Source organism: Variovorax sp. OAS795 (assembly GCF_040546685.1).
In the GTDB taxonomy this organism is placed as follows: Bacteria; Pseudomonadota; Gammaproteobacteria; order Burkholderiales; family Burkholderiaceae_C; genus Variovorax.
In genome coordinates this window covers 1-19,349 of the sequence record NZ_JBEPOH010000001.1, presented here as the reverse complement: position 1 = coordinate 19,349, position 19,349 = coordinate 1, and the positions used below count along the sequence as shown (strand labels likewise).

At 68.5% G+C, this 19,349-nt stretch carries 17 protein-coding genes; 10 read left to right on the top strand and 7 right to left on the bottom strand.

Annotated elements, in window-relative coordinates:
* Positions 1-7: 7 nt before the first annotated feature.
* Entirely contained in the window at positions 8-1,069 is a 1,062-nt protein-coding gene (locus tag ABID97_RS00085) for an AbrB family transcriptional regulator (RefSeq protein ID WP_354396572.1), read from the top strand.
* A gap of 67 nt (positions 1,070-1,136) precedes the next feature.
* Here ABID97_RS00085 and ABID97_RS00080 read toward each other — a convergent pair whose 3' ends face one another.
* Complete coding sequence (locus ABID97_RS00080; RefSeq protein WP_354396571.1) at positions 1,137-1,448, bottom strand: BTH_I0359 family protein; 312 nt, start codon at positions 1,446-1,448, stop codon at positions 1,137-1,139.
* 88 nt (positions 1,449-1,536) lie between these two features.
* Positions 1,537-2,742 carry a DUF3108 domain-containing protein gene (locus tag ABID97_RS00075; protein WP_354396570.1) on the bottom strand — a complete coding sequence of 402 codons (1,206 nt, stop codon included), beginning with the start codon at positions 2,740-2,742 and terminating at the stop codon, positions 1,537-1,539.
* A 134-nt stretch (positions 2,743-2,876) separates the two neighbouring features.
* On the opposite strand from ABID97_RS00075, the gene ABID97_RS00070 reads away from it, so the two are divergent.
* On the top strand, positions 2,877-3,950 hold the full coding sequence (locus ABID97_RS00070; protein ID WP_354396569.1) for a fumarylacetoacetate hydrolase family protein: 1,074 nt from the start codon (positions 2,877-2,879) through the stop codon (positions 3,948-3,950).
* A gap of 138 nt (positions 3,951-4,088) precedes the next feature.
* Positions 4,089-4,853, top strand: coding sequence for a M48 family metalloprotease (locus tag ABID97_RS00065; protein ID WP_354396568.1), 765 nt, complete (start codon positions 4,089-4,091; stop codon positions 4,851-4,853).
* Between the two features lie 13 nt (positions 4,854-4,866).
* Here ABID97_RS00065 and ABID97_RS00060 read toward each other — a convergent pair whose 3' ends face one another.
* A complete protein-coding gene (locus tag ABID97_RS00060; protein ID WP_354396567.1) occupies positions 4,867-5,628 on the bottom strand; it encodes a helix-turn-helix transcriptional regulator in 762 nt (253 codons plus the stop codon).
* A gap of 108 nt (positions 5,629-5,736) precedes the next feature.
* On the opposite strand from ABID97_RS00060, the gene ABID97_RS00055 reads away from it, so the two are divergent.
* The 3 genes from ABID97_RS00055 to ABID97_RS00045 are packed head-to-tail and all read left to right on the top strand — an operon-like array spanning position 5,737 to position 8,734.
* Positions 5,737-7,527 carry an FAD-dependent monooxygenase gene (locus tag ABID97_RS00055; protein WP_354396566.1) on the top strand — a complete coding sequence of 597 codons (1,791 nt, stop codon included), beginning with the start codon at positions 5,737-5,739 and terminating at the stop codon, positions 7,525-7,527.
* A complete protein-coding gene (locus ABID97_RS00050) occupies positions 7,524-7,736 on the top strand; it encodes a hypothetical protein (RefSeq protein WP_354396565.1) in 213 nt (70 codons plus the stop codon). Before ABID97_RS00055 ends, ABID97_RS00050 begins: the two co-directional genes overlap by 4 nt.
* 23 nt (positions 7,737-7,759) lie before the next feature.
* The gene (locus tag ABID97_RS00045; RefSeq protein WP_354396564.1) at positions 7,760-8,734 is read left to right on the top strand and encodes a Bug family tripartite tricarboxylate transporter substrate binding protein; all 975 of its coding nucleotides are present in this window, start codon (positions 7,760-7,762) and stop codon (positions 8,732-8,734) included.
* Positions 8,735-8,756: 22 nt separating this feature from the next.
* On the opposite strand, the gene ABID97_RS00040 is transcribed toward ABID97_RS00045, so the two are convergent.
* Both ABID97_RS00040 and ABID97_RS00035 read right to left on the bottom strand, forming a co-directional pair.
* A complete protein-coding gene (locus tag ABID97_RS00040; RefSeq protein WP_354396563.1) occupies positions 8,757-9,935 on the bottom strand; it encodes a toxin-antitoxin system YwqK family antitoxin in 1,179 nt (392 codons plus the stop codon).
* Positions 9,932-10,345 (bottom strand): VOC family protein, encoded by a 414-nt coding sequence (locus tag ABID97_RS00035; RefSeq protein ID WP_354396562.1) that lies wholly within the window; start codon positions 10,343-10,345, stop codon positions 9,932-9,934. Before ABID97_RS00035 ends, ABID97_RS00040 begins: the two co-directional genes overlap by 4 nt.
* 64 nt (positions 10,346-10,409) lie before the next feature.
* Here ABID97_RS00035 and ABID97_RS00030 point away from each other — a divergent pair, with 64 nt between their 5' ends.
* From ABID97_RS00030 to ABID97_RS00015, 4 genes are all read left to right on the top strand, one after another.
* Positions 10,410-11,606 (top strand): TraB/GumN family protein, encoded by a 1,197-nt coding sequence (locus tag ABID97_RS00030; RefSeq protein ID WP_354396561.1) that lies wholly within the window; start codon positions 10,410-10,412, stop codon positions 11,604-11,606.
* A gap of 11 nt (positions 11,607-11,617) precedes the next feature.
* Positions 11,618-11,989 carry a DUF2946 family protein gene (locus tag ABID97_RS00025; protein WP_354396560.1) on the top strand — a complete coding sequence of 124 codons (372 nt, stop codon included), beginning with the start codon at positions 11,618-11,620 and terminating at the stop codon, positions 11,987-11,989.
* 115 nt (positions 11,990-12,104) lie between these two features.
* On the top strand, positions 12,105-14,396 hold the full coding sequence (locus ABID97_RS00020) for a TonB-dependent receptor (protein WP_354396559.1): 2,292 nt from the start codon (positions 12,105-12,107) through the stop codon (positions 14,394-14,396).
* A gap of 42 nt (positions 14,397-14,438) precedes the next feature.
* Positions 14,439-15,347 (top strand): copper chaperone PCu(A)C domain-containing protein, encoded by a 909-nt coding sequence (locus tag ABID97_RS00015; protein ID WP_354396558.1) that lies wholly within the window; start codon positions 14,439-14,441, stop codon positions 15,345-15,347.
* Positions 15,348-15,396: 49 nt separating this feature from the next.
* On the opposite strand, the gene ABID97_RS00010 is transcribed toward ABID97_RS00015, so the two are convergent.
* Together ABID97_RS00010 and ABID97_RS00005 are read right to left on the bottom strand one after the other, a co-directional pair.
* Positions 15,397-17,142 carry a phospholipase D family protein gene (locus ABID97_RS00010; RefSeq protein ID WP_354396557.1) on the bottom strand — a complete coding sequence of 582 codons (1,746 nt, stop codon included), beginning with the start codon at positions 17,140-17,142 and terminating at the stop codon, positions 15,397-15,399.
* A gap of 93 nt (positions 17,143-17,235) precedes the next feature.
* Positions 17,236-19,140 carry an ATP-binding cassette domain-containing protein gene (locus ABID97_RS00005; RefSeq protein ID WP_354396556.1) on the bottom strand — a complete coding sequence of 635 codons (1,905 nt, stop codon included), beginning with the start codon at positions 19,138-19,140 and terminating at the stop codon, positions 17,236-17,238.
* Positions 19,141-19,349: the final 209 nt, after the last annotated feature.

Genomic DNA, 19,349 nt, shown 5'->3' with positions numbered 1-19,349 from the left:
TCCTGTGGTGTCTTTCCGCTTTCCGGTTCGCGTGCTGGCCACGCTGTTGCTTGCACTCGCCGCCGCATCGCTCTGCCTTGCGCTGCGCACGCCCCTGCCGTGGATGATCGGTCCGCTGCTCGCGGTCTCGCTGGCGTCGATCGCGGGCGCGCCGACGGCCAGCCACACGCCGCTGCGCAACGCCGGCCAATGGACCATCGGCACAGCCCTCGGCCTTTATTTCACGCCGCAGGTGGTCGCGCTGGTGGCCGGCGTCTGGTGGGCGATTGCAATCGCCATTGCCTGGGCCCTGCTGCTGGGCTGCGGCTTCGGGCGCTGGCTGCACCGGCTGCACGCCAGGCGCATGCCGCATGTGCCGGCAAGGTCCATGAGGGCGACGACTTACTTCGCAGGCGCCATCGGCGGCGCTTCCGAGATGACGCTGCTGTCCGAATCGGCCGGTGCGCGCACCGACCTGGTGGCTGCGGCGCACAGCCTGCGGCTGGTGGTGGTCACTATCGCCATTCCGTTCGCCATGCAGTGGAGCGGCCTGCACGGGATCGAAATCAACCCGCCCATGGTGCGCGAGGTGAATGCGGGCGGGCTCTTGCTGCTGGCGCTGGCCACGGGCGCCGGCGGCCTGGCGATGCGTGCGCTGGGCCGCACCAACCCCTGGTTCATGGGGCCGCTGGTGGTGGCGATGGGGTTCACCATCGCTGGCCAGCCGCTCTCGGCCGTGCCGACCTGGATGTCGAACGCCGCGCAGCTGGTGATTGCCGTGAGCCTGGGCGTGCGCTTCAGCCGCGAATTCCTGCACACGGCGCCGCGCTGGCTGGCCTCGGTGGCGCTGGGCACCGCCGTCATGCTGGTGCTGTGCGCGAGCGCCGCCTGGCTGCTGGCCCGGGCGGCCGGCCTGCATCCCGCCACGATGATCCTGGCCACTTCGCCGGGTGGCATCGCGGAAATGTCGATCACGGCCAAGGTGCTGCAGCTGGGCGTGCCCGTGGTGACGGCGTTCCAGGTCTGCCGCCTGGTGGCGGTGCTGTTGCTGGTCGGGCCGATGTACCGCTGGATCTACGGACGGAAATGACCCGCCGCGCCTGAAAAGACACAAAAAAAGCGCCCCTCAGGCGCTTTTTGCGGCGCTCGGCGCGTCTTCAGTGCACCAGAACGGGCGTGTGGGCCAGCTCGGCATAGCCCTCGAGCGTGTCCTCGACTTCTTCCTGCGTGGGCGTGTTGAGCTGCCAGGCGGCAATCTGCTGCTGGAACAGCTCGGCCCAGGAGCCGTCGAGGTAGACCTCCTTGCCGGAGCGCTTGTCGACGATCTCGAAGCCGTGGCGTTCCAGAATCGGCACATTGGGTTGCGCGGGTGTGTCGCTTTCGTTGGGCTGCACGTGCACGACGACGAAGGACTCCGAGTCATAGAGCATGTTCATTGCGGGGCCTGTGAGGATGTCGATGGCGTTCATGGGGCTTAGATAGCAATCAACGCGCCAGTTTCAAGAAGGGTTGTCGCATCGCTGTCACACCGGTGTTTATTTACTTGAATGTGTACCCTCAGCTGCCCGGGCCCGCGGGAAGGGATTCACGCAACTGCATGTCGGCGAAGTCGCCGTTGGGCTGTGTCAGTTTCATCCGTACCGGGAGGTACCCCATGGCCGGTGCGAGCCAGATTTCGACCTTGTCGTCGAACTCGCGCCGCGGGCTGCGCGTGAGCTTGCGCACCGCGTAGTCGCCGGCCGGCACGGTCAGCCGTTCCTCGCCCTCGATGTTGAACACCCAGACGCCGGCGTCGCGCGGCCCGACCGTCTGGACGGAAATGCGGCTTCCGGCCGGGTAGCGCGCCGGATCGCCGGCCAGCATGCCGCCGAGCTGCATGATGACGCTGAGCCGGTCTTGCGCCCCCGGAAGCAGGGGCACGCTCGGGGCGTTGTTACTGAACATCACCTGTCCCTGGTCGCGCAGGAAATGCGACGCCACCTCGCCCTTGCGGCTCTCGGAAAAGCGCGACGGCTCGATGCCGGTGGCGCCGATCTGGCCGGTGCTGTGCTGGCTGCGGATCGTCTTGAACAGGAATTTGAGCGACAGCCGCGCGTCATAGCTGGCGCCGTCCTGCAGCCAGACCAGGTCGCCGAAGACGCCCTGCATCGGGGAGGCGCCCTGCTGGCCCGTGACCGCGAAGGCCAGCTTTACCGAACCAGGGATGCGCAAGGACTCGGGTCCGACCACGTTGCCGGCCGCGGCGGCGGTGTCGCCCGGTGTGGCGTTGCCGTTGCCGACGCCCGCATTGGCGGAGCTGCCGGCGCCTCCCGGTGCCCCGCTGGCCGGGGCGCTCGCGGCCTGTTCGGGGGCGGTTGCTCCTGGATCGATAGCATTTTGGGCCGTGAGTTCGGGCGTTTGCGGCGGAGCTTGTTCCGAAGCCTGGGCTGCCGGCGCCGGTTCGGGCGCCGCGGCTGGCGGTTTGGGCCTGGACGGCTCGCGCGGCCGCCGTGGCTTGGGGGGCGGCGGCGGCTTCGCTTCGGCCGGCGGCCCCGCGGCGGCCGGGGCGGCGGCGGGCGCGGCAGCCGGCGGCGCGATCACGATGGTCCGGGTGATGAACTTGTTCGCGAGCGGCGAAGGCTCCGGCCCGAGGGCGGTCGGCGCCAGTCCCAGCAGCAGGACGTGGGCCAGAGCCACGGCCAGCGTCAGCCCGGCCAGCACGCGCCATGGCGGGCGCCCGGAAGGAACGATGGAGGGGGGCAGGGGAGCGACGAGCGTCGGCATGAATGGGTGGAGTGGGTGCCAGCGCCGAGGTTCACCAGGAGCACCTCGGTACACTGCCGCCCGTCCAACCAGTTTAGTGGGCGCGGCGCCCGGACTCGTGTTCGCGCCGTGTCCTTCATCACGCATCCACCATCATGAAACTCGCCACCCTGAAGGACGGCTCGCGCGACGGGCAGCTCGCCGTGGTCTCGCGCGACCTCGCGCTCGCCCACTACGCCACCGGCATTGCCAGCCGGCTGCAGCAGGTGCTGGACGACTGGGGCTTCATGAGCCCGCAGCTGCAGGACCTGTACGACGCCGTGAACACGGGCCGCGCGCGCCACGCCTTTCCCTTCGATCCCTCGATGTGCATGGCGCCGCTGCCGCGCGCCTACCAGTGGGCCGATGGCTCGGCCTACCTGAACCACGTCGAGCTGGTGCGCAAGGCGCGCAACGCCGAGGTGCCCGAGAGCTTCTACACCGACCCCCTGATGTACCAGGGCGCGAGCGACGACTTCCTCGGTCCGGCCGACGACGTGGTCGTGCCCAGCGAAGCCATGGGAATCGACTTCGAGGCCGAGATCGCCGTGATCACCGGCGACGTGAAGATGGGCGCGACGCCCGACCAGGCGCTGGACGGCATCCGCCTGGTGATGCTGGCCAACGACGTGAGCCTGCGCAACCTGATCCCGGCCGAGCTGGGCAAGGGGTTCGGCTTCTTCCAGAGCAAGCCGGCGACCGCCTTCAGCCCCGTGGCGGTGACGCTCGACGAGCTCGGCGAAGCCTGGCAGGACGGTCGCGTGCACCTCACGCTGCAAAGCAGCTGGAACGGCCGCAAGGTCGGCCTGTGCGACGCCGGGCCCGAGATGACCTTTCACTTCGGCCAGCTCATCGCCCACATCGCCAAGACGCGCAATGTGCGTGCCGGCAGCATCGTCGGCAGCGGGACCGTGAGCAACAAGGGCATCGAGAAGAACGGCCAGATGGAATGGCCCAAGGGCTACTCGTGCATCGCCGAGAAGCGCTGCATCGAGACCATTCAGGGCGGCGAGCCCGTGACCGGATTCATGAAGTTCGGCGACACCATCCGCATCGAGATGAAGGGGCTGGACGGCCGCTCGATGTTCGGCGCGATCGACCAGGAGATCGTGGCGCCCGGCGGACGGCCCAAGGCGGCGCCGGTGTCGCTGGCGGACCCGCAAGCCGAGGCGGCCGCCGGCGACGACTGAAGCCGCCGCGTTTCGCGGGCTCCCTCCCGCCATGGCTATGATCCTGCCGCTGCCGTCGTCCGGAACCATCCGTGCACGGCAGTGGGCCGGCGGCTGCATCCGCGGTTGCCATTCATACTAAAAAAGGGAGTTTTCAAAATGCGCTATTTGCCAGTTGCCGCCGCCGTTGTCGCGGTGTCCGCCCTCGTTGCCTGCGGGGGCTCGAAGAGAGCCGATTCCGGGGCGCTCGCCTCGGCCGGCGGCTCGGCCTACAAGGCCATGTCGCTGACCGATGGCGAGATCGCCACGATGTCCGACCAGTCGTGTACCGCCATGGACAGGAAGAACCACATCGCGCCGCCGGGCAGCCGCTACGCCGCCCGCCTGAACCAGGTCATCCGGCGGATGCCCGCCTCGGTGAACGGCAGGACGGCCAACTACAAGGTCTACATGACGAAGGACGTGAATGCCTGGGCCATGGCCAACGGCTGCATCCGCGTCTACAGCGGCCTCATGGACCTGATGAACGACGACGAACTGCGCGGGGTCATCGGCCATGAGATCGGCCACGTGGCGCTGGGTCATTCCAAGTCGCGCATGCAGACCGCATACGCCGCCTCGGCGGTGCGCGAACTGGCGGGCGCCAGCGGCGGGGTTGCCGCCAGGCTCTCGCAGTCGGAGGCCGGCGACCTGGGCGAGAAGTTCATCAACGCGCAGTTCTCGCAAGCGAACGAAAGCGCGGCCGACAACTATTCCTTCGACCTGCTCACCGAGCGCAGGCTCGAGCGCAGGGGCCTGGTCAGTGCCTTCGACAAACTCGCCCGGCTGGACGGCGGAGGCTCGGGCAGCTCGCTCCTGAGTTCGCATCCGCCTTCGGCCGACCGCTCGTCGCGCATGCAGAGCCGCCTGGACGCCTCCAGGTAGGCGCCAGGCCGGGCTAAGGCGCTTCCCGGGCCCCGCGCAGCAGCAGTTCCTTCTGCGTACGTATGCCCAGGCGCCGAAACGCCCGGTACTGGTGGGTGCGCACCGTGGTCAGCTCGATGCCCACGGCGCGCGCCACCTGCTTGGCGGTCTTGCCGTCCAGCAGGTGCCCGATGACCTCGCGTTCGCGCAGGCTCAGGGTCAGGAGGCGCGATGCGAAAGCGGGCGCCACCGCCTCGCGCGTGGCCATCGCGCTGCGTCCATGGGCCAGCGTGGCATCCGCCAGCAGCGTGGCATGGCCTTCGATGGCGGCGAAGTCGCCGGCATCGAATTCGGGTTGTGCAAGGCTGCGGTAGAAGCTCACCGCCACGCGCTGGCCCGCGGGCGTCAACAGCAGCACCGACGCACGTTCCCTGATCCCCACGTCCCCATAGCAGGCCGCCCGGTAGGCGGGGTCGGCCACCTCGTCGGCGCGCTGGTGGCCGAGCCAGAGTTGCGCGCGTTGGGGCAGCTTGCGCGCGGCCAGCCAGGTCATGTTGGGGTCGAGCAGGTCGAAGCGTTGTGCCACGTAGCGCTCGGCCGTGCGCTCCGCGGTGGTGCCGTAGCTGCTGGCGGCCGAGACAGCCTCGATGCGTCCGGCGGCATCGACTGCGAACACGGTGCAGAAGGTCACTGGCGTCACGCGGTGCATGGCCGCAAGGCAACTGGCCGCCAGGTGCGGCGTGGCGATGCCCGCCAGCACGTCGCCCACGACGGCAGGCGACAACGCGGTGTCCACGGCAGGTTGAATGCGCCAGCGCCTCATGAGAAAAGAACAGCCAAGGGTAATTACTTCGTACGAAGTTATGACAATGGCCGGCGCCTCGCATCGGGACAATCCCGCTGCATGACGAACCCCACCATGGCGGCTGGCCGAGCGGCACCCGGCACCCGCACCGCAGACGCCGCGAGCGGCCCGGTGCCGCCAACGGCGAGCGCCACCGGACTGCCGCCCTCCGTCGGCGCTTTTCACTACACGCGCTACAAGCCCTGGACGCCGCCGCTCGAACCGGACGGCATGGAGCCGGGCCGCCATCCGGTGGTGATTGCCGGCGGCGGGCCCGTGGGCATGGCGCTCGCGCTCGGGCTCGCCAACCACGGCGTGCGCTGCGTGGTGCTGGAAGCCGACGACACGGTGTGCGTGGGCAGCCGGGCGGCCTGCGTCTCGCGCCGCAGCCTCGAGATCATGGATCGCCTCGGCGTGCTGCCGGCCTTCATGGCCAAGGGGCTGCCGTGGACGGGCGGACGCAGCTTCTACAAGACCGCGGAGGTTTTTCGCTTCGAGATGCCGCACGACGAGTGGCAGAAGCTGCCGCCGATGATCAACCTCGAGCAGTACTACATCGAGCAATACCTGCTCGAGGAAATCTTTCGCCGCAACGAAGCGACGCCGGGGCTCGTGGACATCCGCTGGGGCACCGAGCTCACCGGCATCGCGCAGGACGACGAAGCCGGCGTGACCCTCGAAGTGCGCAATCCCGAGGGCGCCTACCGGCTGCAGGGACAGTGGCTCGCGGCCTGCGACGGCGGCCAGAGCTTCGTGCGCAAGGCGCTGGGGCTGGCGCTCGAGGGCACGGGCTACGAAGGCCGCTACGTGATCATCGACATCGAGCTGCACAGCAAGCACCCGACCGAGCGCCGCGCCTGGTTCGATCCGCCATGGAACCCCGGGTCGACCGTGCTGATGCACCGCCAGCCCGACGACATCTGGCGCATCGACTACCAGCTGCGCGCGGGACAAGGCACGGAAGAAGCGCTGCAGCCGGCCGCGGTGGCCGAGTTCGTGCAGCGCCATCTCGACGCCATCGGCGAAGGCCACCTGCCGTGGAAGACGGTATGGACTTCGGTCTACCGCGCGGGCGCCATGACGCTCGCCAGCTACAGGCACGGCCGGGTTCTCTTTGCCGGCAATGCGGCGCACGCGATGCCGATCTTCGGCGTGCGCGGCCTCAACTCGGGCTTCGACGATGCGGACAACCTGGCCTGGAAGCTGGCCTTCGTGGCGCGCGGCCTGTCGGAGCCGGCGCTGCTCGATTCGTACTCGCAGGAGCGCATCGCGGCCTTCCATGTGAATGCCGAGAACGCGATGCGCAGTACCGAGTTCATGTCGCCGCCTTCGCGCGGCTTCGACCTGCTGCGCGAGGCCGCGCTCTCGCTGTCCGAAACCCATCGCGGCATTGCCCAGCTGATCAACCCGCGCCAGACCCAGGCCGTGCGCTACGAGGATTCGACGCTCTCCAGCGAGGGCGATGCGCTGCCGGCGGGGCCGCTGCCCGGCGAGGTCGTGGCCGAGCAACAGCTCGAGCGCGGCCACCTGACCGACTGGGTCGGGCCGTCGTTCACGCTGCTGGTGCTGCAACCGGGCGCCGATGCCGTTCCGCTGCCCGGCGACGAGGTGGCAGAGGCCTGCGGCGGGCCCCTGCCGTTCGTGGTTCGCACCATTGCCGCTCCGGGCGCCGAACAGGCCGATGCGCATGCCGCGCCCCCCGTGTTCGAAGCGCTTGGCGCGCGCGGCGGCGCCGTCTACCTGCTGCGCCCGGACGGCCATGTCGCCGCGCGCTGGCACCGCCTGCCGCGCGGTGCGCTGCCACGCGCACTGGCCCGCGCCGCCGCTGCTTTCAAGGAGACCGCCGCATGACCCCATCGCTGCACCCCGACGCGCGCGACCGCCTCTATGCCGAGTGCGCGCGCGCCATCAGCGAAGCCGGAACGGAGCGCGAATCGCTGTTTTTCTCGCGGCTTGCGCTGCTGCTGTTCGAGCAGGTTGGCGACGAGGCGCTCTGCCGCCGTGCGTTGGCCGACGCGCTCGACGCGCTGCCCGTACCATCGCTGTCCGCATCCCAATGACTACAAACCGGAGACCGATCCCCATGGACCGCCGCACACTTCTTGCCACGCTCGCCTCGGGCGCCGCCGTGGCCGCCACGCCCTTCGCACGCGCGCAGGACTATCCCTCGCAGATCATCAAGTGGATCGTGCCGTATCCCGCGGGCGGCGGCACCGACGTGATCGCGCGCACCCTGGCCGAAGCCATGCGCCAGACGCTCGGCCAGCAGATCGTCATCGACAACCGGCCCGGGGCCTCCACCAACATCGGTGCCGACCTGGTCGCCAAGAGCAAGCCCGACGGCTATACCGTGATGTCGGCGGACAACGCCGTGCTGGCCTTCAACGAGCACCTGTTCACCAAGTTGCCGTTCAATCCGCAAAAGGACTTCACCTACATCGGCGCCATCGGCAAGTTTCCGCTCGCGCTGGTGGTCCACCCCGATTTCCCGGCCAAGAACTTCAAGGAGTTCCTGGCCTATGCGAAGGCCAATCCGGGCAAGGTCAACTATGCGTCGCCGGGCAACGGCTCGCCGCATCACCTGGCCATGGAAATGTTCAAGGCGCGCACCGGCACCTTCATCACGCACATCCCCTACCGCGGGGCGGCACCGGCCATGGCCGACGTGATGGGCGGGCAGGTGCCATGCATGTTCCTCGACCTGGCCTCGGGCCTGTCGATCATGCAGGGCAACAAGGTCCGCGTGCTCGCCATCGGCTCGGGCGCCCGCAGCAAGCTGCTGCCCAACGTGCCCACGCTGGCCGAAGTGGGCGTGCCCAATACCGAGGTGTTCGCGTTCCAGGGCGTGCTCGGCCCGGCCGGCCTGCCGCCCGCGGTGGTCGCCAGGCTCAATGGCGACCTGAACCGCGCGTTCAGCGCACCCGCGGTGCAGAAGCGCTTCGAGGATTTCGGCATGGAAGCCATGCCCGGCACGCCGGCGCAGTTCGCGGCACTGTCGCGCGCCGAGTCGCAGCGCTGGGGCCCGATCATCAAGCAGGCGGGCGTGAAGCTGGACTGAAGCTCGCGACGCCGGGACGCAGCTATTTCTTGTCGTCCGGAACCTGGTCGTCGCGTTCCAGCACGCCGTTCTCGTCCCAGCTGCGCTCGCGGGTCACGCGGCCCTTGGCGTCGAAGATCGACTCTGCGAGCAGCGTTCCTTTTTCGCTGAAGCGCTGGTGCCTGCCGATCGGCATCTGGCGGCCGCGTCCCACCACGAGGAAGCGGCCGTGGGCGGCACGCTGCCCGCTCTCGTAGAACTCGGTGATCTCGACCGTGCGCGCATCGCCCGAGCCGCGGTAGACGGACTTGCTCCGGGCCTGGCCATTGAGGTAATAGCTGTCGTCGCCGATGGGATCCCCGGCGGGGTTCCAGCGCTGGTCGCGGATGAGCGCACCCTTCTCGGAGAACTCCTGCTCGCGCTGCCGCACCGCGCTGCGCTCGTGCAGCCGCCAGACGGTTTCGCGGCGCTTCACGCCTTCGGATGAAAACTGACGTTCGGTGCGCTGGTTGCCGACGATCTCGTCCTGCACCGAGGGCTTTCCGTTGTCGTAGAAATTCTGCGACCGCAAGCGCTTCCCCGCCTTGTAGGAAAGCTGTGAGCGCAAGATGCCGCGCTCGTCGAAAAGCTCGACCTGCGAGGGGCCTCCTGTGAACCCGCACAGCTTGGCGTCGTCGGCCGCGGGGGCGAGCATGGGCGTTTCGCCGCAGCGCAGTGCGGAGAGCTTGCCGCTCTGGGTGAACTCCACGAACGCGCGGTCCGTTCCGACGTCGGGATAGAACGTGACGCGGCGCAATGGTCCGCCGGGATAGAAGCTGCGCACCAGCCCGCGCTCCCGGCCGTCGTCGTAGACGGCCTCGCGCAGGACCTGCCCGTTGGGCGCGAACTCACGCGCGAGGCCGTGGATGTTGCCCTTGGCATTGAGGGTGTGCTCCTTGGCGAGCTTGCCTTTCTCGTAGAAGCGCGCAAGGCCCATGAAGACCCCGTTCTGCAACTGCTGTTCGCGCTGGAGTTCGCCGGTCCCGCGTTCCTTGCAGCGCACCAGCCCTGTCTTGCCCGCGATGCTGCCGGCATCCGAGAGGTTGACGCTGCGGCCGTTGAGTTCGCATTCGAGTGCGGCGTGCGCGGGGCCGGCTGCCAGAAGCCAGAGCGCAGCAATTGCTGCGCTGACTCGCGCAGAAGCTGCGAGCCGGCTGTGAGCGGCCCGGCGCAGGTGGCTCATTTGTCGTAGAGCGCCGCCAGGGAGCGAAAGCCCTTGACCTCGATAGGGTTGCCGAACGGGTCACAGAAGAACATGGTCCATTGCTCTCCCGGCTCGCCTTCGAAGCGCACCTGGGGTTCGAGCACGAACTCCGTGCCGGCGGCCTTCAGCCGCTCGGCGAGTGCCTGCCAGTCGGGAAGCGCGAGCACGATGCCGAAATGCGGCATGGGGACCAGCGCGTCGCCGACCCGCCCGGTGCGCGTGGTGGCGAAGGGTTCGCCCAGGTGCAGCGAGATCTGGTGGCCGAAGAAGTCGAAATCGACCCAGGTGGCGGTGCTGCGGCCTTCGGCGCAACCCAGGACATTGCCATAGAAGCGGCGGGCCGCGTCGAGATCGCGCACGTGAAAGGCAAGGTGGAAGATGCTCTGCATGGTTTCGGATTATGGGCAGCGGTGCTGTGAGAATGCCGGACTTTCTTTCATCGTGGAGCAAGCCTTGCGGATACTCCGGGCCCTGATTGCGCCATGGCGCAGCACCGATCTGAAGGCGCCGTCGCGCCTGTCCCTTTTTTCACGCCTGTCGCGGCTGGCGCTGGCCGGCGCCTGTTGCGTCCTGGCCTTTGCGGCCCATGCCGCGTGCCCGCCCTCCGCCATTGCGAGCCTGGGAAAACCCGGCGCCGCGGTCGGGCAATGGAACGCCGCCGACCGCGGCCTGCTCTGGCGCGCCGACAGGGACGGGCGGACCGCCTGGCTCTACGGAACCATCCACCTCGGCCGGGCCGAATGGGTGCGGCCGGGGCCGACCGTGCAGAAGGCGCTGGAGCAGAGCGATGCGCTGGCCCTGGAACTCGACACGCGCGACCAGGCCACCATGCGTGCCTTGACCCAGCCGGCCGATCCGGAAGTGGTGGCGCGGCTGCTCAGCGGCGAACGTGCGAAGCGGCTGGCGCGCCAGCGGGACGCGGCCTGTGTGCCGCCTGACGCCACGGCGGGGCTGCAGCCCATCCTGCAGGTGATGGCGCTGACCGGCCTGGTGGCACGGGCCGACGGCCTGTATCCGGAGTTCGGCGCGGACGAGGCGCTGGCCGTCTCGGCGCGCAACAACAACAAGCCGGTGTTCGCGCTGGAGAACGCGGCCTCGCAACTGAAGATGCTGACCGGCGATTCCGAAGCCGAAGAGGCCGAGCAGATCGATGCGGCCCTGGACGAACTCGAGTCGGGCCAGCTGCGAACGCAAATGAAAGAGCTGGCCGACATCTGGGCCCGCGGCGACGCCGACAAGCTGGGCCGGTACCCCGAGTGGTGCAATTGCCTCAACACCCCGGCCGAGCGGCGGCTGATGAAGCGCCTGCTCGACGATCGCAATCCCGGCCTGGCGGACGGCATCGAGCGCATGCACGCGGGTGGCAAGCGGGTCTTCGCTGCCGTTGGCGCCTTGCACATGGTCGGGCCGCAAGGCTTGCCCGCGTTGCTGGCGGCGCGCGGATTCACCGTCTCCGCGGTACCGCTGTCCGCACAGCCGCCGGTCGCGGTGCCGACGGCGCCTGAGCCGAAGGCCGCCACGCGCGGTGGCCGCAGCAATGCCAAGGGTGCGGCCAAGGGTTCCGCCGCCAAGGGCACGGGCAAGCGCGCGGGCAATGCCAAGCCGGCCCCGCGCGGCGCGCCGGCACCCAAGGACAAACAGCGCCGATAATCTCCAGCGAAATGCGCCTCTTGCGAAACCACCCCCGCTTCCTCGGCCTCGTCGGCCGATGGGCGCTGCTGTGGTTCATGCTTTCGCTCGGCGTGGCGGGCGCATCGCCCCTGGTGCATCCGCAGGCGGTGGAGCTGGTGTGCTCCAGCGCCGGTTCGGTCAAGGTCGTGGTCCATACCGAGGACGGCGTCCAGGAGATGGGTGCCTCGCACCTGGACTGCCCGCTGTGCGTGCTGACCGGTGCACCGCCCCCGGCGCGGGCCGCCGCGAATTTCGATCTTCCCCTGCCGCTGGGCCGCGTGGTCCAGCCCATTCCCGCCGCACGACTTGCCGCGGCCACCGCCGCGCCCCTGCCGGCGCGCGGACCGCCGGCCTTCTCCTGAACCTTTCAAAACCGTAGCCGCAGGCGCCCGATCGAGGGCGCAAGCGGCCTGTGTGGCTTGAAGTTCGTGGAGCAGGTTCCCAGTGAGAAAGCATTCCCGCGCCTTGGCGATCGCCATGGCATTTCCCCTCGGCGCGCCCGCATGGGCGCAAGAGGCGCCCGATACCCCGGCGGACAGGTCCGGCGCCGGCGCGCGCACCTTGAGCACCGTCACGGTGACCGACGGCCGCCCGACCTCGCTGCCGGCGCAGATTCCGACCACCATCGAAGGCGTGACGCGCGCGCAGATCGTGGAGACCGTCAACGCGACCGACAGCGAGGACGCGCTCAAATACCTGCCGAGCCTGGTGGTGCGCAAGCGCTACATCGGCGATTTCAACCACGCGGTGCTTGCCACGCGGGCGTCCGGCACGGGCAACAGCGCGCGCTCCCTGGTGTACGCCGACGGCATCATGCTGTCGAACCCCCTGGGCAACGGCGCCACCTTCGCGCCGCGCTGGGGCATGGTCTCGCCCGAGGAGATCGAGCGGGTCGACGTGCTCTACGGGCCGTTTTCGGCCGCCTACCCGGGCAACTCGGCCGGCGCCGTCGTCGACTACGTGACGCGCATGCCCACCCAGCTCGAAGCGCACGTGAAGCTCAACTGCTTTGCCTCCGGCTTCGACCTGTACAACAGCCATTCCTCGCCCGCAGGCCAGCAGATCGACCTCTCGCTGGGCAGCCGCAGCGGCGACTGGTCGTGGTGGCTCAGTGCCTCGCGCACCCACAGCAAGGGACAGGCGCTGGTGTTCGGCAACCGGCTCATGAGCGCCGGCACCGTGGGCAGTGCGGGCACGCCGGTGACCGGCGCGGTGCCGGGGCTGAACCCGTCCAACCAGCCCTGGTGGCTGGTGGGCGGCGCCACGATCTACGACACCACGCAGGCGCAGGCCAAGCTGAAGGTGGCCTACGACTTTTCGCCCACGGTGCGCGCAACGTACACGCTGGGCGCATGGAACAACAGCACGCAGGGCGGCGTCGACACCTACCTGCGCGATGCGCTCGGGCGGCCGGTGTATTCGGGACGGGTGAACATCGCCGGGCGCACCTACAACCTCGATTCGCCGAGCGCCGCACTGGCGCCGACGGAGACCGCGCTCACGCACTACATGCACGGCCTCACCGTGAAGAGCCACACCGGCGGCGTGTTCGACTGGGAGGTGGCCGCCAGCCTGTTCGACTATGCGAGGGACACCTCGCGCACGCCGACCACGCCCTTGCCCGGTGCTTTCGACGGTGGTGCCGGCCGCACCACCGACATGGGCGGCTCGGGCTGGCACACCTTCAAGGCGGCCGGCACCTGGCGGCCCACCGGAACGGCCGAGGGCGTGGGTGCGCACGTGGTCGACTTCGGCTTCCAGCAGGACACGGCGCGGCTGCGCACCAGCGTCGGCAACACGCTCGACTGGATGGGCGGGCCCGCCGTGGCGCCGTTCTCGGCCTTCAACGGCAACACCCGGCTGCAGTCGCTCTACGTTCAGGACACCTGGCGCTTCGCCGAGAACTGGAAGACCACGCTGGGCTTGCGCCACGAGCGATGGGAGGCCTATGGCGGCCAGCTCGGCAATGCGACGAGGCTGCTGGACTTTGCACCGCGCAAGAACAGCTACGACTCGCCCAAGGCCGCGATCGCCTGGCAAGCCACGCCCGATTGGTCGCTCAAGGCCTCGGCCGGCCGCGCCGTGCGCATGCCGACCGTGAGCGAGCTCTACCAAGGTTCGATCGACGGCAACCGCATCGTCAACACGAATCCGAACCTGCGGCCGGAGCGCTCGTGGACCACGGAGCTCAGCGCCGAGCGCGACCTCCGAACCTGGGGGCTCGACGGCGTGCTGCGCACCACGGTGTTCCTGGAGAACACCAAGGATGCGCTCTACAGCCAGGCGCTGACCAACCTGGTGAGCACGGTGCAAAACGTCGATGCCATCCGCACCCGGGGGCTCGAGGTGGCGCTGAACGCCGTCGACGTGGGCATGAAGGGCCTGGACCTGAGCGGCAGCCTGACGCTGACCCGATCGAAGATCGCCGCCAACAGCGGGTTTGCCGCCAGCGTGGGCCACGAGCAACCGCGCGTGCCGAAGGTCAGGGCGACGCTGCTCGCGACCTACCGGCCCGATGCGAGATGGAGCTACACCGTCGGCGCGCGCTACAGCGGCAAGCAATACGGCACGCTCGACAACAGCGACACGAATGGCGCGGCGTACACGGGCTTCTCGAAGTTCTTCGTCGTCGATGCGCGCGTGCGCTATCGCATCGACCGGCAATGGAGCGCCGCGGTGGGCATCGACAACCTGAACAACAACAAGTACTGGGCCTTCCATCCCTATACGCAACGTACCTATGTGGCCGAACTCAAGTTCGACCTCTGAGCCGTCTCTTTCCTTTCACCGATTTCTTCAAGGAGTTCCAACATGAACCACCCGTGCGCCACCCTCAAGACCATTGCCGCCTGCGCCCTGCTGGCGGGCACCGCGGCCGCCTTTGCCCACGTCACCCTGCCGCGGGGCGGTGTCACCGTGGGCAGCGACTACGACGCCGCCTTCCGCGTGGGCCATGCCTGCGAAGGCGCCAAGGCCACCACCGGCCTGGCCGTTCGCCTCCCAAAGGGCTTCATCCTGAGCGATGCGCAGGCCCGCAAGGGCTGGAAGCTCGATGTGCAAAAGAACGCCGGCGACGGCGAGGTGCGCTGGACGGCGGAAAGCGCGCAAACGGCACTGCCTGCCAGCGAACGCGCGGAGTTCGTGCTGCGCGGCAAGGTGCCCGGCACGCCGGGGCCGTTGTGGTTCAAGGTGCTGCAGACCTGCGACGTGGGCCAGGTCGACTGGGCCGAGGTGCCGGCGCCGGGCAGCTCCACCGCGGGGCTCAAGACCCCTGCCGCCAGGCTCGATGTGGTTGCGCAGGGCGTGGCCACCGTCGATGTGCGCGACGGCTGGGTGCGCCAGTCGGTGCCGGGCCAGAGCGGCACCGGCGCCTTCATGAAGCTCACCGCGCCCACCGGCACCCGGCTGGTCGGCATCTCGACGCCAGCCGCAGGCGTGGCCGAAGTGCACGAGATGAAGATGGAAGGCGACACCATGAAAATGCGTGAACTTCCGGGCGGGCTCGACCTGCCCGCGGGGCAGACCGTGGAACTCAAGCCCGGCGGCTACCACGTGATGATGATGGACCTGAAGCAGGCGCTGGCCAAGGGTTCGACCGTGCCGATGACGCTGCGCTTCGAGGACGCCAAGGGCCAGAAGACCTCGCTCGACCTCAAGCTGCCGGTGGGCACGCCGGAAGGCGCCGATGCGGCTGCGCCGGCCCACCAGCACAAGCACTGAGCGGGTAGCGGGACACGCGGGAGCGGGCAATTGCCGGCGCCCCGCGGTCCTACAGCAACTGGTCGGGCGCCAGCGGGCCGAAGAGCTTGAGCATCAGCCGCAGCGTCAGGCTGGCGTCGGGCTCGGTCGACGTGTCCTTCAACCCGCTGCCTTCGGGCGCGCGCCAGACCAGCGAGCCGTCATTCAGTTCGACGCGCCAAGAGCCCTCGCGCATGCCGCGTTCGATCTGCTCGGACGCCGAGCGGGAGAGTTCGGCGCTTCGCACGAGCAGGGCGATTTCGGTGTTCTGCAGCTGCGAACGCAGGTCGAGGTTCATCGAGCCGACCACCAGCAGCCGGCCGTCCATCACCAGCACCTTCGAGTGCAGCATGGAGCGGGATGCACCGGCGCTTCCGTTGCCGGACGATCCGAACGCATTGCCGACGCCGGCTTGCTCGCTGCGCAGCTCGTAGAGTTCCACGCCCATCTTGAGCAGGTCCTCGCGATGCCGGGAATAGCCGACGTGTGCCACCGGTGCGTCGTTGGACGCCAGCGAATTGGTCAGCACGCGGATGCGCACCCCACGGCCTCGCGCCGACGCAAAGGCCTGCTTCATGTCCGCACCGGGCACGAAGTAGGGCGAGATGATGAGGAGGTCGCTGCGCGCCTGCCCGATCAGCTGCAGCAAGCCTTCGACCACCGTGTCGCTGCCGGCGGCGAGGTCGGAAGCGGTCTGGAGCGATGCGGCGCGGCGCGACGGACTGGCGCCGTCACGGGGCTGGCTCACCACGAGGCCGGGCTCTTTCGTCTGGTTGGCTCCCTTGTCTGCTGGAATCTTGCCGGGCTCGTCGGCCAGCATCACCGCGGGCGCCCAGACGAAGGCGGCGGTGCGCAGGTCCAGCGGCTTTTCGTCCCAGGCGCGGGCCCGTTGGGCCGGAGTGGGCGGCGCGCCGGGCCTCGGTTCGCTTTCCGGAGGCGCCGTCTGGCCTTCGGGCTGCGCGTTCAGGGCCCGTGCCGATTCGTCGGCCAGTTCGCGGTCGGCCTCCTCCGCGCGTTCGCGGATGGCCTTGAGTTCTTCGCGCTTGACCAGCGACTGCACGGGGTAGGCCCGCTCGTTGTTCCAGTAGCTGTCGAAGCTGCGCGACAGGTCCTGCACGATCGGCCCGGCCGCGAGGATGTCGACGTCGATGAAGTTGCCCTTCAGCGCATTGCCGAAGTACGCATCACCCAGGTTGCGGCCGCCGGTCACCCCGAGCACGTTGTCGGCCAGAAAAAGCTTGTTGTGCATCCGCTGCTGGATCCGCGAGGCATCGCCGATCGAATTGAACATGCGGGCCAGCGAAGAGCCGCGCGCGCCGGCCAGCGGGTTGAACAGGCGCATCTCGATGTTGGGCACGAAGGCCAGGCCCAGGACCAGCGCGTCGCGCCCGGTGCTGTGAAGGTCGTCGATCAGGATGCGCACGCGCACGCCGCGTCCGGCCGCCGCCCGGACCCCCCGCAAGAGCCGGCCGGTGCTCGCGTCGGCGTGAATCGCGTAGTACTGCAGGTCCAGTGTTTTCTGGGCGCCTTCGATCAGCGCCAGCCGGCTGCCGTAGGCGGCGGGCGGCCCGCCGAGCAACACGAAGCCGGAGTCGAAGCGCGCCGAATCGGCCTTGCGCCTCTGCTGGACCAATGCTTCGAGTGCGGTGCCGTTGGGCGCGGGAAGTGCGGCCGATACCGGGCGATCGACATGCTCGGGGAGCTGCGCGCAGGCGCCCTGCAGGACGATGGCCAGGAGTGCAACGGAGCGGCCAAAGAGCGCGTAGAAGGAAGACATGCGGCGTTCCGGAAGCTTTGAAGCCGCATATATAGCCTAGTCGGCGCCCTTCGCGCGTGGGACGGCGGGACAGCCCGATGCAGAACCAAGGCGCTAACGTCCGGCAGTCAATTCCTCCTGGCGCTCCAGGGCCGACAGCAACTCGTCGTCGATCTGGGCGTGGCGCTGGCTCAGTTCGGCCGCCCGCGAGGCGTCGGTGGCATAAATGGCGCCGCCATCGAGCGCGAGCAATTCGGCGATGCGCTTCTGCTCCGCTTCGAGCGCTTCGATCAGGGCGGGAAGCGCCTCGAGTTCGCGCTGCTCCTTGTAGCTGAGCTTCTTGCGCACGGTGGCCGGCCGGGCAGCCGTCGCCTCGGATGCGGCCGGTGCTGGCGTGGGCGCCGGGGACGGCGCAGGGCTGGCGGCCTGGCGTTGCTCCGCGATCTCGCGGGCGCGCTTGGACTGGATCAGCCAGTCCTGCACGCTGCCTTCGTATTCGCGCCAATGCCCGTCACCCTCGAAGGCGATCGTGCTGGTCACCACGTTGTCGAGAAAGGTGCGGTCGTGGCTGACCAGGAACACGGTCCCGTCGTAGTCCTGCAGCAGGCCTTCCAGCAGCTCCAGCGTGTCGATGTCCAGGTCGTTGGTCGGCTCGTCGAGCACCAGCACATTGGCCGGGCGCGCGAACAGGCGCGCCAGCAGCAGCCGGTTGCGCTCTCCGCCGCTGAGCGAGCGCACAGGAGAATTGGCGCGCGCGGGAGAAAAGAGAAAGTCGGAAAGATAGCTCTTCACGTGCTTGCGCTGGCTGCCGATCTCGATCCATTCGCTGCCGGGGCTGATGAAGTCTTCCAGCGTGGCGTCCAGGTCGAGCTTGTCGCGCATCTGGTCGAAATACGCGACCTGCAGGTTGGTGCCGCGGCGGATCTTGCCGCTGTCCGGTTCGAGCTCGCCCAGGATGAGCTTGAGCAGTGTGGTCTTGCCGGCGCCATTGGGGCCGAGCAGGCCGACCTTGTCGCCGCGCAGGATCGTGCCCGTGAAATTGCGGATGACGGTCTTTTCGCCGAAGGACTTGGTCGCGCCCGTGAGCTCGGCGACGATCTTGCCGCTCGACTGGCCGGAGGCCACGTCCATGTTGACGCTGCCTTGCACCTCCCGGCGCGCCGTTCGGCTCGCCCGCAGGGCTTCGAGCCGGCTGATGCGGCTCTGGCTGCGGGTACGGCGCGCCTCCACGCCCTTGCGGATCCAGATCTCTTCCTGGGCCAGGAGCTTGTCGGCCTTGGCGCTGATCACGGCCTCCTGGGCGAGCTGCTCTTCCTTCTGGAAGAGATACTGCTCGAAGTTGCCTGGATAGGAGTTGAGCTTGCCCCGGTCCAGCTCCACGATGCGGGTGGCGACGCGGTTCAGGAAGCTCCGGTCATGCGTGACAGTGACCACGCTGCCCTTGAAGTCGATCAGCAACTGCTCCAGCCACTCGATGGAATCCAGGTCCAGGTGATTGGTGGGCTCGTCCAATAGAAGGACATCCGGGGCGGCCACCAGCGCCTGGGCCAATGCCACACGCTTGCGGGTACCGCCCGAGAGAGAGCCGATGCGGGCATTGCGGTCCAGATGGAGGCGGTGCAGCGTCTCTTCGACGCGCTGCTCCCAGTTCCAGGCATCGAACGCTTCGATCTGCGATTGAAGGGCGTCCAGGTCCAGCCCTTCGGCACCGGAGAGATAGAGATCCCGCACGGCGATGACGCTGCCCAGGCCTTCGCTGGCTGCGGTGAAGACATCCGCATCCATGTCGAGCACGGGCTCCTGCGCAACATAGGCGACGCGGAGGTTCTGCTGCATCTGCAGGGTCCCGTCGTCTGTCTTCTCCAGGCCTCCCAATATCTTGAGCATCGAAGACTTGCCCGCGCCGTTGCGGCCGATCAGGCCGATGCGCTCAGATTCAAGAAGAGAGAAGTCCGCATGATCGAGCAGCGGGACGTGACCGAACGCGAGTTGGGCGTCGAGGAGTGTGATGAGTGCCATGTGACTCCGATTATCGGAGGAGCCTCCTTTGCATCCGGGGCCGGCGCGAAGCGCCGGCCCCGGATGCAAAGGTTCAGCGTTCGATTTTGTTGGCGGCAGTCTTGCAGTGATCTGGATTTGGCATATACTCGTGGGCTCGGCTGACAACGCTCGCAAGGCGCTTCAGGCAACAGTTCCAAAGGAGCTGCAGCAAGAAGATGAAAGTCGAA

Excerpts from the sequence above, each read along its gene's own strand:
- ABID97_RS00080 (WP_354396571.1), bottom strand. The coding sequence starts at position 1,448 with ATGAACGCCATCGACATCCTCACAGGCCCCGCAATGAACATGCTCTAT.
- ABID97_RS00075 (WP_354396570.1), bottom strand. The coding sequence starts at position 2,742 with ATGCCGACGCTCGTCGCTCCCCTGCCCCCCTCCATCGTTCCTTCCGGG.
- ABID97_RS00070 (WP_354396569.1), top strand. The coding sequence starts at position 2,877 with ATGAAACTCGCCACCCTGAAGGACGGCTCGCGCGACGGGCAGCTCGCC.
- ABID97_RS00065 (WP_354396568.1), top strand. The coding sequence starts at position 4,089 with ATGCGCTATTTGCCAGTTGCCGCCGCCGTTGTCGCGGTGTCCGCCCTC.
- ABID97_RS00055 (WP_354396566.1), top strand. The coding sequence starts at position 5,737 with ATGACGAACCCCACCATGGCGGCTGGCCGAGCGGCACCCGGCACCCGC.
- ABID97_RS00050 (WP_354396565.1), top strand. The coding sequence starts at position 7,524 with ATGACCCCATCGCTGCACCCCGACGCGCGCGACCGCCTCTATGCCGAG.
- ABID97_RS00045 (WP_354396564.1), top strand. The coding sequence starts at position 7,760 with ATGGACCGCCGCACACTTCTTGCCACGCTCGCCTCGGGCGCCGCCGTG.
- ABID97_RS00040 (WP_354396563.1), bottom strand. The coding sequence starts at position 9,935 with ATGAGCCACCTGCGCCGGGCCGCTCACAGCCGGCTCGCAGCTTCTGCG.
- ABID97_RS00035 (WP_354396562.1), bottom strand. The coding sequence starts at position 10,345 with ATGCAGAGCATCTTCCACCTTGCCTTTCACGTGCGCGATCTCGACGCG.
- ABID97_RS00025 (WP_354396560.1), top strand. The coding sequence starts at position 11,618 with ATGCGCCTCTTGCGAAACCACCCCCGCTTCCTCGGCCTCGTCGGCCGA.
- ABID97_RS00020 (WP_354396559.1), top strand. The coding sequence starts at position 12,105 with ATGGCATTTCCCCTCGGCGCGCCCGCATGGGCGCAAGAGGCGCCCGAT.
- ABID97_RS00015 (WP_354396558.1), top strand. The coding sequence starts at position 14,439 with ATGAACCACCCGTGCGCCACCCTCAAGACCATTGCCGCCTGCGCCCTG.
- ABID97_RS00010 (WP_354396557.1), bottom strand. The coding sequence starts at position 17,142 with ATGTCTTCCTTCTACGCGCTCTTTGGCCGCTCCGTTGCACTCCTGGCC.
- ABID97_RS00005 (WP_354396556.1), bottom strand. The coding sequence starts at position 19,140 with ATGGCACTCATCACACTCCTCGACGCCCAACTCGCGTTCGGTCACGTC.